The 15,062-nt window shown below is 38.6% G+C and carries 16 protein-coding genes; 12 read left to right on the top strand and 4 right to left on the bottom strand.

Annotated features, from left to right (window positions below; all coding sequences use genetic code 11):
* The first annotated feature begins 51 nt into the window (after window positions 1-51).
* From BDD30_RS19965 to BDD30_RS19955, 3 genes are all read left to right on the top strand, one after another.
* Window positions 52-255, top strand: a complete 204-nt coding sequence (locus BDD30_RS19965; RefSeq protein WP_012776544.1) for a helix-turn-helix domain-containing protein — start codon at window positions 52-54, stop codon at window positions 253-255.
* A gap of 232 nt (window positions 256-487) precedes the next feature.
* Window positions 488-745: an AbrB/MazE/SpoVT family DNA-binding domain-containing protein gene (locus BDD30_RS19960; RefSeq protein ID WP_012776545.1), complete on the top strand. Its 258-nt coding sequence runs from the start codon at window positions 488-490 to the stop codon at window positions 743-745.
* The gene (locus BDD30_RS19955; RefSeq protein WP_012776546.1) at window positions 745-1,074 is read left to right on the top strand and encodes a type II toxin-antitoxin system PemK/MazF family toxin; all 330 of its coding nucleotides are present in this window, start codon (window positions 745-747) and stop codon (window positions 1,072-1,074) included. The genes BDD30_RS19960 and BDD30_RS19955 overlap by 1 nt, the downstream gene beginning before the upstream one ends.
* A 244-nt stretch (window positions 1,075-1,318) precedes the next feature.
* On the opposite strand, the gene BDD30_RS19950 is transcribed toward BDD30_RS19955, so the two are convergent.
* Window positions 1,319-1,456, bottom strand: a complete 138-nt coding sequence (locus BDD30_RS19950; protein ID WP_211338303.1) for a hypothetical protein — start codon at window positions 1,454-1,456, stop codon at window positions 1,319-1,321.
* 430 nt (window positions 1,457-1,886) lie between these two features.
* Between BDD30_RS19950 and BDD30_RS19945 the strand changes: the two genes are divergently transcribed.
* The 7 genes from BDD30_RS19945 to waaB all read left to right on the top strand — a co-directional run bounded on the left by BDD30_RS19945 (window position 1,887) and on the right by waaB (window position 8,242).
* Window positions 1,887-2,765: a hypothetical protein gene (locus tag BDD30_RS19945; protein WP_012776548.1), complete on the top strand. Its 879-nt coding sequence runs from the start codon at window positions 1,887-1,889 to the stop codon at window positions 2,763-2,765.
* 11 nt (window positions 2,766-2,776) lie between these two features.
* On the top strand, window positions 2,777-3,451 hold the full coding sequence (locus BDD30_RS19940) for a hypothetical protein (RefSeq protein ID WP_012776549.1): 675 nt from the start codon (window positions 2,777-2,779) through the stop codon (window positions 3,449-3,451).
* Window positions 3,433-4,593 (top strand): aminotransferase class V-fold PLP-dependent enzyme, encoded by a 1,161-nt coding sequence (locus BDD30_RS19935; RefSeq protein WP_012776550.1) that lies wholly within the window; start codon window positions 3,433-3,435, stop codon window positions 4,591-4,593. Before BDD30_RS19940 ends, BDD30_RS19935 begins: the two co-directional genes overlap by 19 nt.
* 281 nt (window positions 4,594-4,874) lie before the next feature.
* Window positions 4,875-5,513, top strand: a complete 639-nt coding sequence (locus BDD30_RS19930; protein WP_012776551.1) for a nucleotidyl transferase family protein — start codon at window positions 4,875-4,877, stop codon at window positions 5,511-5,513.
* Window positions 5,506-6,288, top strand: coding sequence for a hypothetical protein (locus BDD30_RS19925; RefSeq protein WP_012776552.1), 783 nt, complete (start codon window positions 5,506-5,508; stop codon window positions 6,286-6,288). The genes BDD30_RS19930 and BDD30_RS19925 overlap by 8 nt, the downstream gene beginning before the upstream one ends.
* Window positions 6,289-6,378: 90 nt before the next feature.
* Window positions 6,379-7,158, top strand: coding sequence for a PIG-L family deacetylase (locus BDD30_RS19920; RefSeq protein ID WP_012776553.1), 780 nt, complete (start codon window positions 6,379-6,381; stop codon window positions 7,156-7,158).
* Between the two features lie 10 nt (window positions 7,159-7,168).
* A complete protein-coding gene (gene waaB, locus BDD30_RS19915; RefSeq protein WP_012776554.1) occupies window positions 7,169-8,242 on the top strand; it encodes a lipopolysaccharide 1,6-galactosyltransferase in 1,074 nt (357 codons plus the stop codon).
* 78 nt (window positions 8,243-8,320) lie between these two features.
* Here the strand turns inward: waaB and malM are convergent, their stop codons facing one another.
* From malM to malK, 3 genes are all read right to left on the bottom strand, one after another.
* The gene (gene malM, locus BDD30_RS19910) at window positions 8,321-9,241 is read right to left on the bottom strand and encodes a maltose operon protein MalM (protein ID WP_012776555.1); all 921 of its coding nucleotides are present in this window, start codon (window positions 9,239-9,241) and stop codon (window positions 8,321-8,323) included.
* A 120-nt stretch (window positions 9,242-9,361) separates the two neighbouring features.
* Window positions 9,362-10,648: a maltoporin gene (locus BDD30_RS19905; protein WP_012776556.1), complete on the bottom strand. Its 1,287-nt coding sequence runs from the start codon at window positions 10,646-10,648 to the stop codon at window positions 9,362-9,364.
* Window positions 10,649-10,684: 36 nt separating this feature from the next.
* On the bottom strand, window positions 10,685-11,794 hold the full coding sequence (gene malK / locus BDD30_RS19900; RefSeq protein WP_041381491.1) for a maltose/maltodextrin ABC transporter ATP-binding protein MalK: 1,110 nt from the start codon (window positions 11,792-11,794) through the stop codon (window positions 10,685-10,687).
* A gap of 384 nt (window positions 11,795-12,178) precedes the next feature.
* Here malK and malE point away from each other — a divergent pair, with 384 nt between their 5' ends.
* Together malE and malF are read left to right on the top strand one after the other, a co-directional pair.
* On the top strand, window positions 12,179-13,378 hold the full coding sequence (gene malE, locus BDD30_RS19895; protein ID WP_012776558.1) for a maltose/maltodextrin ABC transporter substrate-binding protein MalE: 1,200 nt from the start codon (window positions 12,179-12,181) through the stop codon (window positions 13,376-13,378).
* A gap of 126 nt (window positions 13,379-13,504) precedes the next feature.
* Window positions 13,505-15,061, top strand: a complete 1,557-nt coding sequence (gene malF / locus BDD30_RS19890; protein WP_012776559.1) for a maltose ABC transporter permease MalF — start codon at window positions 13,505-13,507, stop codon at window positions 15,059-15,061.
* Window position 15,062 lies beyond the last annotated feature (1 nt).

Below are 15,062 nucleotides of genomic sequence, written 5' to 3'. Positions count from 1 at the left end.
AGGTAAAATAATCGTGTGAATTAATTTCCAACCTATCTTGGAAAACTGAATATGGCCACACTTGATGAATTGCTTGAAAAACGCAGCCCTGAAAGCCACCGTAGGATTGCTAAAAAAGTTGGTGAAAGGAAGCGGGAAATAGATCTTTATCAGATCCGCAAAGTCCGTGATGTTTCACTAACTGAGCTAGCAACTGTGCTTGGGATCAAACAACCAACTGTTGCTAAAATCGAACAGCCTGATAATGACCCTTAAATATTATGGCATTGCCTCAGTAAAAGTGGCGGAGCTCGTCGTTTCTGCCCATTGAGGTTCGTGTCGGACTTATCAAGCATGAGCGACAGCCAATGAAGTGGGAATCTTCATGTTCAGTCGGGCAGGGAACAGTCACAGCCAAACGAGTTTATCTTTTCAAGAGAGTTTTATGTCTGTAAAACACAAATGTGTTGTTATACTCTAGTATAACGTAAAAAAAGGAGAGATAGACATGACTGCTGTTGTCATTCGCCAATCTGGCGGCGCTAATATTGTTAGCCTTCCAAAGGCTATTGTGAAAGCACTTAGCCTGCATACTGGTTCAAAGTTAGATTTATCAATTCAGGATAACAAAATTGTGCTCACACCAATCGAAGAAGAGTTGACGCTGGAATCACTGTTAGCCGGAAGTCCTAAAGAATGTTTCACGGTAACAGACGAGGATAGAGAATGGATCGACGTTAATCCTGTTGGCAAGGAAGTGATTTGATGTACGTACCAGACAAAGGAGACATTGTTTCATTAGACTTTGATCCGAGCGCGGGAAAGGAAATCATGAAGCGCCGCCCTGCGTTCGTGATCTCTCGTAAAATGTTTAACGAACATACTGGATTTGCTGTTGTGGCCCCAATCACCAGTACAGTGAGGGGAATGAAGTTAGAAGTGGTCTTACCCGAAGAGTTATCTATCCAAGGGGCAATTCTTATTCATCAGGTAAAATCCTTAGATTTTTCGGATCGTCAGGTCAAATTTATTGAGAAAGCGCCTCAAGATATCATCGACAAAGTGACTGAACTAACTAAAGTCATCATTTCATAGATAGGGATAGTACAATGAGCACCGAAGAATAAGAATATTCATCTACTTGAACGTCTTTCTATTTAATATCCAGTTCCCTCCGCAGGGTATCGACGAACTCAAAGTGGCGAAAATCGTCGTTTCTGCTTGCGGAGGTTCGTGTCAGACTTATCAAGCATCGCTTATGCTCATCGGAATATATACCCGTTATCTTTCAAGTTGCCTCTTTGTTGGCTGCACTCGCTCACCCCGGTCACATAGTTTGCTATGCTCCCGGGGATTCACTCCCTTGCCGTCGCGATGCATCTTGAAATCCATAGGGTATACACTGATGATTAAGTATTCTATACCCTTCATCCTTCAAGTTGCTGCTTTGTTGGCTGCATTCACTCACCCCAGTCACATAGTTATCTATGCTCCTGGGGATTCATTCACTTGCCGCTGCGCTGCAACTCGAAATCTATTGGGTATATAAATTTGGTACCGGCAAAATCACCTTGGCTATGTAAGGGATATTATTCTGTATGCAGAAATAGCTCATCGTATTTAATTCAAGGGTCTGGTCAATATAATTATTTTATTTAAAGTCCCATCATATAGAATTTATGAAAGATTATTCTTTTAGATCACCTATTTTTACCTGTGTTCTTGCATGATTAGAGCAGATTTCAATTTAATTTTTCAGGATAAATAATCGCAGTTTTTTTCCTGTTGGGTCTTTAAATCATGATACAGGTCATAAAATACAATATTTCGTGGTTCATATACTAGGAAATGAATATAAACTGAAAATGAAAAGAAATTGTCGCCAATATAAGTAGTGGGGCAAAATAATGGAGAGTGGAATAAACCTGAAATATGAAGATATAACGGAAGAGAATTATATCCTAATAAATAATTTTTATAAGCGTGATGTAGGCAGCTTGTATTATTTTATTTGGAAAAATATGGAAGAAAAGAAATATAATCTTTCTAGTGAGATAAAAGCATTTCTGTATAAAAGAAACGATATATATTTATCAATTCTTATAACAAGAAAGTGTGAGTTTAGTCTTAAACATAGACGAGTATCCATTAATATGCTTAGTGATTTTGGCATAGATGAAAGTATAAAATCACGAACTTTGATAATAGAAAGTGCTAAACAAACACATAGTAATGATGTAGATGCGACGGTTTGTTACTCAGATGAGAGAAAGATCAAATGTTATGCAAAGATTTTCGAAAAATACCTATGTAGCAGAGTGGACGTTTTTGATTTTACAGAAATAGTCGTAGAAGGATGTACTAAAATCGATGTAGACCTGAGAGATTTCAATGAAATAGATAATATTAATAAAATCAATTTTTTCGGCAGGGAAGTAAATAATAATTGGATTGCTTACTCAAAGCAGTGTCCTCACTACAGGGATATTAAGCTGTTAACGGTTGGGAAAGAATTGGCGATATTAGGTTTTGATGATACCACGGTAGAGGTAATAGGTTTATCAAACACTGCTTCCGATACAATTATATCTGTAGTTGATTCTTGTCTTGCTATTAGGGAAAAATGCAGAATAATCTTACCAAATCCTATTTATTCTGAACTACAAAGTAGATTGAATAAACATAGCATTATAAATAAATTTAGCATGATGATTGCCTGGCATACCGAAGAAGATTTCAATTTATTTCATGAAAATATATTTATCAGTAGAATTGACAAACGATAAAGGAGTTAAAAATGGGATGTATTTTTTGTCACCCAGAATCTTCCTTTGAAAAAGATAAAATACTTTTACAAGGAAAATATTTCTATGTGTTCGTACCTAAAGGCCAGATAATTGAAGGCTATATAATAATTGCCACCAATAAATGTGAAAATGATTTAGGAGGATACCGGTGCTTTGCAGAAATATACGATGAAGAAGCAATAAAAGAGCTGAAAAAATTTAAGAATATAATAAATGATTTTTATCGCGAATATTACAATATAAGCAATCCTCTTTGCTATGAAAATGGACGAGCTGGTGGCTGTATCGTCATGGACCCAAATCAAAAGTACTGTTATCATGCGCATTTATGTTGTTTCCCTACCGCGATTGATCTTCATAATAAATTAAAGAATCAATTTAAAATCCATACAATAGACTCATTGGATGAACTTAAGATATTTGGTGAGGTGGGTCCCTATATCTACGTTGAAGATAGTGGTAATAAATATATTTTTACGATAGGTGAATCGGATTTTATTGAGAGAGGAATGATAAGAACAGTATTAGCAAATAGTTTAAATGTGCCAGAAAGATCGGATTGGAGAGTTAATGAAGGAATAAATGAGATGGATGCGACGGCTAAAAAATTCAAATTATATATTAAGAATCATATGGAGATTGAAGAATGTTATATGCAGATGTAGCTTCTACCTCGTGGCCAAAGTCACAAGAAGTCAAAGACATAATAAATATGTATTTAGATACTCTTGGCGTAACTCCAGGGCGATCTTTATCGCAACAATCTAAAAAGGTTACGGAACTTATTGAAGAGTGTAGGTATGAATTCATTGAACAGATTGGGCTAAATGGCCATGGAACAGTCATTTTTAACTCAGGAGCAACGTACTCACTTAACGAATGTATAAAAGGTACACTTAAGCCGGGTGATAATGTCATTACTACCCATTTAGAGCATAATTCAGTACTTAGACCTATAGAACATTTAAAAGATATTGGGGTAAGTAGTCAATTGATCGATGTGACAGATGGTGAAATTGATATGTCGCATTTGGAATTTTTATTAAAGGATAAGAAAACTAAACTATTAGTGGTTCATAGTTGCTCCAATACGATTGGTACATTTTGTAATATAGATGAAATAGGGAAATTGGCACATCTATATGGTGCGATGGTTTTAGTCGATGGCTCACAATCTTTTGGTTCACAAGCAATTGATTTGTCGAAAGGTAATATTGATTATCTTGTTTTCAGCGGGCATAAAAGCTTAGGAGGGGTATCAGGTATTGGGGGATATTTTATTCTTGATAATGGATTTTCTCATAATGAATTAATTCAGGGTGGGACAGGTGTATTATCAAGATTAACAACACAACCAACTGGAATACCATACAAGTATGAATCAGGAACACAAAATACGATTGGCATACTTTCATTGCTGGCGTCCATAAGGCGTTTAAAAAAAATCGGGATAAAAAACATTCAAAATCAACTACAAACTCTGCGAATAAATCTTATCGATGAACTATCACAATTAAAGAAGATCAAATTAATCTGTAAACATAAAATCGGATTGCCAACAATTCTTTTTACTGTAGAAGGTTATCATCCCGGAGAAGTTTCTTATATACTAGAAAATAAATATAATATTATTACCCGTCCTGGATTGCAATGTGCACCATTAGCCCATAAAAAATTTGGAACTTATCCTGATGGTGCGGTTAGGGTTAGCCTTGATACGTCGCATACAATGGAAGATATTTTAAAAATAAAATTGGCCTTACTTGAAATCACTGAGGAAAATTATGCAGGAAATACTTATAATTAATGAGAGTGATTCAGATAATTTAGGCAATTTAGTGATAAATAAAACTGCAAGTAAGATATTTAAAGCTGAGGTCTTAATGTTAAAACACAAGAAGTTACTACTGACAAATGGCTAATTGAATTCCAGAGAAATCAATTTAATATTTATTTCAAGAGAATGAAAATGTGTCATTAATTACCATTGGTGAATAATACAATGATAGAAATTCAGAAATATGTAAATTCATAAGGAAGTGATATACATTTAATTAACAACAATAGCATCTGAGAATATATATTAATATGCCTAATAAGAATGAGCGTTATCTAATTGATTTAATTAATGGTAAGTTGAATTGTATACATATTGATGGAAATGGAGACTTTAATAATACTAACATAGACTGGAAAGATACTTTAATTTTATCTGGTTCTTTTAATCCACTTCATAAAGGCCATGAACAATTAAAAGAAATTGCCACAGCGATGACTAAAAGAAAACCCTATTATGAACTGTCAATCAAGAATGCGGTAAAACTTACAATTTCAACCGATGAAATTTTTGAAAGGATAAGACAATTCAAAGGGAAAGGTGATATAATTTTAAGCGACGCTAAATTTTTTACTGAAAAATCGTATATTTATCAGGGAGCAATTTTCGTAATTGGAGCTGATTTATGTCAAGAAATTAATAACCCTATTTATTATGGAGGTGAAGAAGGATTAAAAAAATCTCTGATGACAATTAAGAATAATGATTGCAGATTTCTGGTAGCTGGACGTTTTTTTAATAATAAATATCATACAATTCATGATTTGGTAAATATTAAAAATGAACACCGGTTTTTATTTGAATCTATTCCAGAAAATTTGTTTCGGTTAGATATTTCATCAACGGAAATAAGATTAATGAACAAAAGAAAGGAGAGAGATTATGAGTAAAGAAAATAATAAAAAATTGCTAGATGGAAAAATTAATTTAAATTCAATATACTTAACTAAAGAGATTCAAAGAAGATTAAAGCAAGCTTCATTTATCTTTAATCCCGATGGTAGATCTTTAAATTCCCAGTTAAATAATTTGCAAATAAAATTATTTTATGAAATATGTTCGTTCTTGGAACAGGATGGCAATTTAGATATTCTTGCCTCTTGTATACACGACCTATGGTGTGCAAAATATTTAGTCGATAATAAGACCGCTATGCAAGACTCAATAACAAAACTTGAAGTTGAGTACAACTTGCAAATTAATTTCTTAAAACCTTATCAAGCATTCACTGAAAAAGAAAAGAAGTTTGAAAAAAGGTTAATAAAGAGTGACTTGAGTATTATATCAGAAGTAATAAAAGATATTTATTTATACGACGATAATATCATATCTGATAATTTTAATTATGAGATCCTGCTTTCTACAAATGATGCTATTTTTTCTGATTTAATAACAATATTAGGACACAATGACAATATAATAGAAATTGCAGCAAAAAGAATCCATGCTGGCTGGTTTGATATAATGAAAGAGTTTTATGCCAATGATGAAAGAGTTCAATTTCAAGAAAAACCAAACATTGACAACTCAGATTTTATAAAAAACAGGGATGGGATACGCATTGATCTCGCCGCTATTTATATTGTACTCATGGAAATAAAATATATACCCAATAGATTTCAAGATGCATCGAGACGGACAGGGAGCGAATCCCCGGGAGCATAGATAACTATGTGACCGGGGTGAGTGAGTGCAGCCAACAAAGAGGCAACTTGAAAGATAACAGGTATAACAGCATTTTCATGGAGATTTAAAATGATACATCTATTTTTATCACCCCATTTAGATGATGTGGCTTTAAGTGCTGGCGGTTTAATACATAAATTAGTTTCAGAAAATCAAAAGGTGGTTGTTTTAACATTTTTTACTGAATATGACGAGAATCTTATATCTCATTACTTACATTCTGAACATAATGATAATATGAATTCATTTATAAAATTTTATTCAAAGCGAGCTAATGAGGATATCGCTTTTTGCAATAAATTATCAGCGATTCCAATACATGGTAAAATTTTAGATTGTATTTACAGAACCGATCAATATAGTGAACCTATGTATAAAAATTCCGTCATGATTTATAGTGGTCAGATACATAAATCAGACAATGCATCTGATATGGCCGAAGATCTCATTAATAAAACATTGTTAAATTATCAACCTGATTATATATATGCTCCTTTGGGAATAGGTCGACATGTAGACCATATCATAATAAACAATCTGGTATATAACATAAAAGGTCCACGTAAGTTTAAAATATTACTGTATGAAGATTTTCCCTATGTTTTAGGGAAATATCCTATTATTCATCCCGATAATTTAGAAAGCGCTTTATTAAGAAATAACAAATTTGATAAGCATGCTATATTGGTGGATATTAATTTAAAAGAAAAGATGCAAAATATTCTTTTTTATGAATCTCAATTAGAGCCTCTATTTGATAATAAATTAAATCTTTTAATCTCATTGAGAAAATATCATCACTCTATTAATAAAGCTAAAACTCAAGAGCGTTTTTGGTTAATTAAGTAAAGGATTAATAATGAAAAAAATATTTATAATATACCATGATCTTTTCCTGAATGGATATGGTGGGGTAGAAACAGTATGTTCAAATTTAATGAATTTGATTGACCGAGGCAACATTGGAATTAATTTTTTTTTCATATCCTTAAATAAGAAAAACAAAATTGAAAATCGTGCTTGGTTATCTAATGCTAAGCATATCGCCTTAGCGTCAAACAGTGACGAATCTCGTCAAGATATTACATATGAATTGTCTTTGATATTAAAAAGATTCCAACCAGAAATTCTAATAAGTTTAGATACTACATCTTGCAATATTGCTCGACTTTCTTGTGAAAAAATCAATCTTCCGCTAAGAACTTATTCTTGGCTGCATACCTCCATTAGGAATCCTACCCCACAGAAAATTAAAGATTTATGTTGTGCTGACGAGCACCTTGTAATCAGTTCTGGTTTAAGAGATCAAATGTTATCCTTTGGGATAAAAATGGATAAGCTTCATCTTATTTTCAATCCTATCAAGATGAACTCCTTGATAATTCCTCAACCAAAACATATAGCTAAATTTTTATATGTTGGAAGAATTCTTGCTTATAAGTCGAAAAATTTAACTGAACTATTTTTAGCTCTTGCACAGTTACATGGTGATTGGGAATTACATATGCTAGGTTCTGGTGAGGATGTGGATTCTTTAAAAGAATTATCTTCACAACTTAATATAAATAACAATATTATTTGGCACGGTTGGAAAGAGCAGCCGTGGGAATTTGTTATGGATAATATAAAAGAAGTATCAGCTGTTATTTTAACATCAAAATATGAAGGTTTTGGTATGGTATTAGCGGAAGCAATATCCTATGGTATCTATTGTATAAGTTCAGATTGTAAATGTGGCCCGAACGATATCATCAATAGTTTAAATGGTGAACTTTATAAATCAGGTAATATTCTTGAGTTGTCTAAAAAATTACAACTTATTATTGATGGAAGCAAAATAAGAGATCATCATGCAATAAAAAATTCTATTGCCTTTCTTTACGAAAATAATTTCCTGTTAAGGATCACTAAAGCTTTATCACTTCAGTCATAAGTATCCCGGGTCGGAAAATATTATAAGCGTTAAACCTGATGCCCTCCTTTTCGGAGAGCATTTGTTTTGTAAAATGTTTTATCCCTTATTTTTGATACTGTTGATAAACGTTTCTCGTGCAGTTGAAGATCCAAGGCGTTCCGCTTCATCTAATAGTTTGAGTGCCTTATCAATGTTGCCTTTACTGATTTCTTTTTTAATTGCATCACTGAAATAACGTTCTGTATCACTCAGGACTGGTTTAACTTTTTGCGGAGTAGATGGTGTTACGGTGGTTTGTGTTGGCCCGACAATAGTGGGTTGTTGTGCCGGAGTTGAGAAGACTTGACCAATCGTAATGTTGCCGGCGTTTTGTTCTGATCTCACTTTCAGCTTCAACGTACCTGTTTGCGTATGGTGGGCTACGGGATCTGGAATAGCGGGAACAGCATTACCGACTCCTTGAGCATAAGCTTTAGCTGGATCAATCATTTGTGTGGATTTCTGCAAATCGGTACGTGTGGTATAGACCAGTACATAAATTTGCTGTTGTCCTAACGCTGGCGTCAATTTTAACGTGCCCTCTAGCCGATCTGTGGACATGACTCCTGGGCGTTCATATGGAAAATAACTACTTGGGTAAAATGCAGCAGGGCGTAATTCTTGATCAAACACTAAAACGTTTGGCACATAAACTTGTTTATCTTTCACTAAGCTGCTTAGTGCAATATCCAATGAACCCCGGTTTGCCGGCAGCGCGAATGCAGCTATTGGCCCTTGGATATCACCTTCATTGAGTTGTTGGGATGTGGCATTGAGGGTGATGGTCTGTGTATCGTTGGTGTTAACTGGTTGCCAATTCAGTTTTTGCAGCGCTGTTGTTGATAGGTAAGGTGCAATGGCATCCAGGGCTGCTGTAGTTGCTTTATTTGTTGTGGTGATAGGTGTGGCGTACCCAATCAGAGGAATTGCACTACAGAGTAAGGTGCTAAGACAAAATGAGAGCAGTTTGATTTTCATTTTTTACCTTTGTCCGGTTGAAAAAAAGAGACTGACACTCACGGGCAAAATGTGTATCAGTCCAAGCGCTAGTTAGTGGCTAAATAACTCTACTTATCTTAAATTCAAAGTTTAACGGCATTACCACCAGGCTTCGAATTGCACGCCAAAGGTAAATTCATCATCGTTGCCACGGCTGAATTTATGCATTGATGTATCACGGTAGGCTACGCCATTGGTGTAACCTTTGTTTTTATTTGCATAACCCCATTTTTCATCCCATTTTGCATAGGTGGCGAATAAGCGGATAGCTGGACGGGACCAGATGCTATCACCAGCCTGCCATTGTTGGGCTAATGTGATTTTGTATTGATCGTTGGTGTCATTGGTACGCTGGGACTTTACATTATCGTAACCAATATCCATTAAGGTGCTCATCGTCGGTGTCCACTTATACATTGGACGCACACCAACCGTATACCATGTATTACCGTTGTTATTGTCACGGTCAGTATCCTGATACATCGCGACGTACATCAAATCCCATTTTTCTGCGAGATTAACGGCTCCGTGATTGAGGATACGTAACATATGGCCGTCATTGTTTACGCTGGCACCTTCGGAATGACCGCTATTGTGGGAGGTCATAGAATCGGTGGCATATTGAACGACAAATTTGTTAAAGCCTCCTAACATGCTCTGTGTATGCTCGGCGGTAAACATGAAGCCATCTTTGGACGCATGACGGTCAAGGTGGTAGTGGTCTCGCGCATTGGCGCGCCCATAGTCAAAACCAAGCTCCAGATTACCACCTGGATTAACTTCCAGGCCGGATAGGCGTATATCGTAGACATCATTGGAGGTGGGTATTTGATTGCGTTGACCAGCAATCCAGCCATGGGAACCGCCAGATTCGGTATTGCGGGTGACGGCCAGAGAGAGCTTGCTAAAGCCGAGATCAATATCTTGCAGACCAGCGCCCGGACCAGAAATATCCCAATAGTAGAAATCGATCATATGCACGTCATGGCGTTGGTAGAAGCGTTTACCTGCCCACAACGTTGAACCCGGTAACCAATCGATGATGTTCTTCGCTTGAACATTTACCTCGCGGAAAGCAGGGTCGGTAGATTCCCAGTCATTTTGTTGCGCTACGGAATAAGCCACGTTGGTATCGAAATAGAAACTTTTATTGCCGTCCTTCCATAGCTCTTGACCTAGCTTAAGTTCAGCGTAGGTTTCACATTCATTACCTAAACGGTATTTGCTCTGCGCACCAGTGCTTTGGAAACACTGTTGTTCACCGCCGCTGCCAGTCCAACCAATACCAGAGCGGGCGTAACCGTGGAATTCTACGGCTGATGCCTGCATGGACAGTAATCCAGCCATAACTGTTAGTGAGATAGGTAAGATATGCATTGATTTCATCAGTTATTCTCCTGTCGTTTTTTGATTGGCTCTGGCTTAAACACCGGGTTCTTTATGCAAACGCTGACACGCCGTTCCGTCTTCCCTGAATAAATGGCAGCGGTGGGGAGGTAATCCGATAGTGAAGGTCGATCCTTCTTTCGCAAGCACAATATCAGTCTGGCGATAAACCAGATTCTGATGAATAGATGGGATTCCAATATGAATCTGGGTTTCATTCCCTAACTGCTCGACAACTTGCACTATGCCTTCCAACGTGACGTCGGCGATATCGCTTGGCAGAAGATGTTCTGGGCGTATTCCCAGAGAGACATTACTGCCTACTTTCACCCCTCGGCTTTCTACGGGCAGCCAGATTTGCTGGCGATTGGGCAGAGTAATTTGCACTTGATCGATGGCGGTAGCCGTGACTTTAACTGGCAGGAAATTCATTTTGGGTGAACCAATAAAGCTGGCAACAAAGCGATTAGCAGGGTAATGATAAAGTTCAAGAGGCTTGCCAATCTGGGCAACATCTCCACCATCCAGTACTACGATTCTGTCGGCCAGCGTCATTGCTTCAACCTGATCGTGGGTGACATAAATCATTGTGCGTTGCAATCGTTTATGCAGGCGTGAGATTTCAATGCGCATTTGGACACGTAGTGCAGCGTCCAGGTTGGAAAGTGGTTCATCTAACAGAAAAACACTGGGTTCAGCAACCAAAGTACGGCCAATAGCGACACGTTGACGTTGCCCGCCTGATAGCGCTTTAGGGCGGCGATCAAGCAAGTGAGCAAGTTGCAGCATCTCCGCAATTTGCTTTACGCGTTGCTGAATATCACTTTTTTTGGCACCCGCCAGCTTCATGCCGAATGACATATTGTCTGCAACAGACAGGTGGGGATACAGTGCATAAGACTGAAAAACCATCCCAACGCCGCGTTTGGCGGGTGGGATGTCATTCATGCGGATGTTATTGATCAGCAAATCACCGGAAGTTACATCTTCCAGACCTGCAATCATCCTTAATATTGTCGATTTTCCGCATCCTGATGGACCGACAAAAACTACGAACTCTCCTTCCTGTATCTCAAGGTTGATGTTCTTAGAAATAATGGTTTCACCATAAGCCTTCGATACATTACGTAGTGTGACACTCGACATGTGTTCCCCCGGACTTATCACCGCAACTCGCGGTGAAAAATAATAAACCAGAGTGTGTGTAAGATAACGGGTGAGTAAATCATCCATGCTCAAGTTTTTTATGGGGGAGGAGTCAGGAGGATGAGATAAGCGTTGTTGAGTTGGTTAGGTATGAGCTACTGGATAAATTGTGATGCTTATCGCAAAAAAAGATGCCCCTTTTTGTGGTCAACGGCACGGTTCTTCTGTTTTTGGAATAGAGATCACAGCCATTCCGGGTAGGGAGTAGAGTCGGGGAGGATGAGTCTTGCTATCGTTGGTTGCACACTAGCCCTTCACTCTCCGCTAACGTAACAAAACAGTTCACCCTGAATCTACTCAAACTATAAAGTAAAGGATGGAATGATGACAAAAAGAACCTTGAAAGTAGGCGCTCGTACCTTAGCGCTTTCTGCCTTAACCACACTCGTGTTGTCTGCCTCTGCTTTTGCAAAGATAGAGGAAGGTAAGTTGGTTATCTGGATCAATGGTGATAAAGGCTACAATGGCCTGGCGCAAGTCGGTGAGAAATTCGAAAAAGATACGGGCGTCAAGGTAACTGTTGAACATCCAGACAAGCTTGCAGAGAAATATTCGCAGGTTGCAGCAACTGGCGATGGGCCGGATATTATTTTCTGGGCTCATGATCGCTTCGGTGGCTACGCACAGTCTGGGTTGGTAGCAGAAATCACGCCGGATCAAAATCTTAAGGACAAACTGTTTCCATTCACCTGGGATGCTGTGCGTCATGACGGTAAATTGGTTGGTTATCCTATTGCGGTTGAAGCCCTCTCTCTTATCTACAATAAAGACTTGGTGAAGACACCACCAAAAACCTGGGAAGAGATCCCAGCTCTGGATAAGGGACTGAAGAGCAAAGGCAAAAGTGCCATTATGTTTAATCTGCAAGAGCCTTATTTCTCCTGGCCGCTTATTGCTGCGGACGGAGGATATGCGTTCAAAATGGAAAACGGCTCATATGATGCGAAAAACGTCGGGGTTAATAATGCGGGTTCTAAAGCAGGACTGAATTTTATTATAGATTTGGTGAAAAATAAGCATCTGAACGCGGATACCGACTATTCTATTGCTGAAGCTGCATTCAACAAAGGTGAAACAGCGATGACCATCAATGGTCCATGGGCGTGGGCCAACATCGACAAGAGCAAGATAAATTATGGTGTCGCGTTGTTGCCGACCTTTAATGGCCAACCATCCAAGCCGTTTGTCGGTGTATTGACGGCAGGTATCAATGCGGCTAGTCCGAATAAAGAGCTAGCGAAGGAATTCTTGGAAAACTATTTGTTGACCAACGACGGTTTGGAGATGGTGAATAAAGATAAACCGTTGGGGGCTGTGTCACTGAAATCCTATCACGATATTCTGGCTAAAGACCCTCGCATTGCTGCCACGATGGAAAATGCTAAAAATGGTGAAATCATGCCGAACATCTCGCAAATGAGTAGTTTTTGGTATGCCATGCGCAATGCTGTTGTTAATGCGTTAACTAGTCGCCAGACTGTTGATGCCGCATTAAGTGATGCGGAAGCCCGTATGACTAAATAACCCGTTGGGCGCTCTTCTTTTTTTGAAGGGTGTCTCTTTCCTGCAACCAGTAAGGATGCCTGTTTGCAGGAAGCTTGATCAAGCTATCCGCAAAGTTGTTACGTCGTAGTAAAAAGGAAGAGCATTATGTCAGCGACGCTCGAAAAAACATCATGGTGGCAGCATTCTGCTCTGAAATGGTTTGCAGTGAGCTTGTGTACACTTTTTACCGGTTATCTGGTGGTATTGATGTACTCACAGGGAGAATATCTATTCGCAATCCTGACACTGGTATTGTTAGGAACAGGTATTTACGTTTTTGCCAACCGCAATACTTATGCCTGGCGCTATACTTATCCGGGTGTGGCAGGCATGGGATTATTTGTATTATTTCCGCTTATTTGCACTATTGCTATCGCCTTTACCAACTACAGTAGTACCAATCAACTGACTTTTGAACGCGCACAATCTGTCCTGATGAGCCGTCAGTATCAGTCAGGGCAAACATTTACTTTTAAGCTCTACCCAAAATCAGATCTGTGGGTTTTGGCTCTGAGCGTACCAGACCAGACTAAGCAACTGGTATCTGAGCCGTTTGCGTTGTCAGCAATAAAAGAGACTACGCTGCATGTGTCTGAACAGGACAACATTCCAGACGGTGAAGCGGCAACATTGCGTGTTATCACTCAGAATCGACAGGTACTGAACCGGTTAGTTGTTGTTTTGCCGGATGGTAATCGGCTGAAAATGAGTTCGCTGCGTCAATTTTCTGGTGTAAATCCTCAATACTCTCTTGCGGAAGATGGTGAGACCCTCACCAACAACCAAACTGGAATGCTTTATCGACCCAACATGGATACGGGGTTCTATCAGTCTATTAATGCTGAGGGAAAATGGGGGAGTGAAACTTTAACGCCGGGATTTACTATTTCCATCGGCTGGAAAAATTTCCTGCGGGTGATACAGGATGAGGGGATTCAGAAACCGTTCCTTGCCATTTTTGTTTGGACAGTTGTCTTTGCCCTGTTCACTGTGGTGCTGACGGTTGCTGTTGGCATGGTTCTGGCTTGTATTGTGCAATGGGAAGCGCTGAAAGGTCGTGCTATTTATCGCATGCTGTTGATCTTGCCTTATGCCGTGCCATCGTTTATTTCTATTTTGATTTTCAAAGGGTTATTTAACCAGAGTTTTGGTGAAATCAATTTGTTACTTAACGGTTTGTTTGGTCTTAAACCTGCCTGGTTTGCCGATCCGACAATGGCGCGAACCATGCTAATTGTGGTGAATACCTGGTTGGGATATCCCTACATGATGATCCTTTGTATGGGATTATTGAAGGCAATACCAGACGATCTGTATGAGGCATCGGCGATAGATGGTGCGGGCCCGTTGCAGAACTTTTTCAAGATTACTTTCCCGTTACTCATTAAACCGTTGACTCCGTTGATGATTGCCAGTTTTGCTTTTAACTTCAACAACTTTGTTCTGATTCAGTTGCTAACTCTTGGCGGGCCAGATCGCATTGGCACCACGGCGCCAGCTGGCTATACCGATTTACTCGTGAGCTACACTTATCGTATTGCTTTTGACGGCAGTAGTGGTCAGGACTTTGGTCTGGCTGCGGCGATAGCCACAGTTATCTTTTTGCTGGTTGGTGCATTGGCGATTATTAACCTGAAAGCCACCCGCATTAAATTTGACTAAG

The sequence above is a fragment of the Photorhabdus asymbiotica genome (assembly GCF_003634575.1).
In the GTDB taxonomy this organism is placed as follows: Bacteria; Pseudomonadota; Gammaproteobacteria; order Enterobacterales; family Enterobacteriaceae; genus Photorhabdus; species Photorhabdus asymbiotica.
The sequence above is the reverse complement of the archived record's forward strand: the minus strand, read 5'-3'. Positions and strand labels throughout refer to the sequence as shown.

What these genes read in the sequence shown, in the direction of transcription:
- BDD30_RS19925 (WP_012776552.1), top strand. Translation starts at nt 5,506, where the DNA reads ATGAGTAAAGAAAATAATAAAAAATTGCTAGATGGAAAAATTAATTTA.
- BDD30_RS19955 (WP_012776546.1), top strand. Translation starts at nt 745, where the DNA reads ATGTACGTACCAGACAAAGGAGACATTGTTTCATTAGACTTTGATCCG.
- malF (WP_012776559.1), top strand. Translation starts at nt 13,505, where the DNA reads ATGTCAGCGACGCTCGAAAAAACATCATGGTGGCAGCATTCTGCTCTG.
- BDD30_RS19920 (WP_012776553.1), top strand. Translation starts at nt 6,379, where the DNA reads ATGATACATCTATTTTTATCACCCCATTTAGATGATGTGGCTTTAAGT.
- BDD30_RS19965 (WP_012776544.1), top strand. Translation starts at nt 52, where the DNA reads ATGGCCACACTTGATGAATTGCTTGAAAAACGCAGCCCTGAAAGCCAC.
- BDD30_RS19960 (WP_012776545.1), top strand. Translation starts at nt 488, where the DNA reads ATGACTGCTGTTGTCATTCGCCAATCTGGCGGCGCTAATATTGTTAGC.
- malE (WP_012776558.1), top strand. Translation starts at nt 12,179, where the DNA reads ATGACAAAAAGAACCTTGAAAGTAGGCGCTCGTACCTTAGCGCTTTCT.
- waaB (WP_012776554.1), top strand. Translation starts at nt 7,169, where the DNA reads ATGAAAAAAATATTTATAATATACCATGATCTTTTCCTGAATGGATAT.
- BDD30_RS19930 (WP_012776551.1), top strand. Translation starts at nt 4,875, where the DNA reads ATGCCTAATAAGAATGAGCGTTATCTAATTGATTTAATTAATGGTAAG.
- malK (WP_041381491.1), bottom strand. Translation starts at nt 11,794, where the DNA reads ATGTCGAGTGTCACACTACGTAATGTATCGAAGGCTTATGGTGAAACC.
- BDD30_RS19940 (WP_012776549.1), top strand. Translation starts at nt 2,777, where the DNA reads ATGGGATGTATTTTTTGTCACCCAGAATCTTCCTTTGAAAAAGATAAA.
- BDD30_RS19935 (WP_012776550.1), top strand. Translation starts at nt 3,433, where the DNA reads ATGTTATATGCAGATGTAGCTTCTACCTCGTGGCCAAAGTCACAAGAA.
- malM (WP_012776555.1), bottom strand. Translation starts at nt 9,241, where the DNA reads ATGAAAATCAAACTGCTCTCATTTTGTCTTAGCACCTTACTCTGTAGT.
- BDD30_RS19945 (WP_012776548.1), top strand. Translation starts at nt 1,887, where the DNA reads ATGGAGAGTGGAATAAACCTGAAATATGAAGATATAACGGAAGAGAAT.
- BDD30_RS19905 (WP_012776556.1), bottom strand. Translation starts at nt 10,648, where the DNA reads ATGAAATCAATGCATATCTTACCTATCTCACTAACAGTTATGGCTGGA.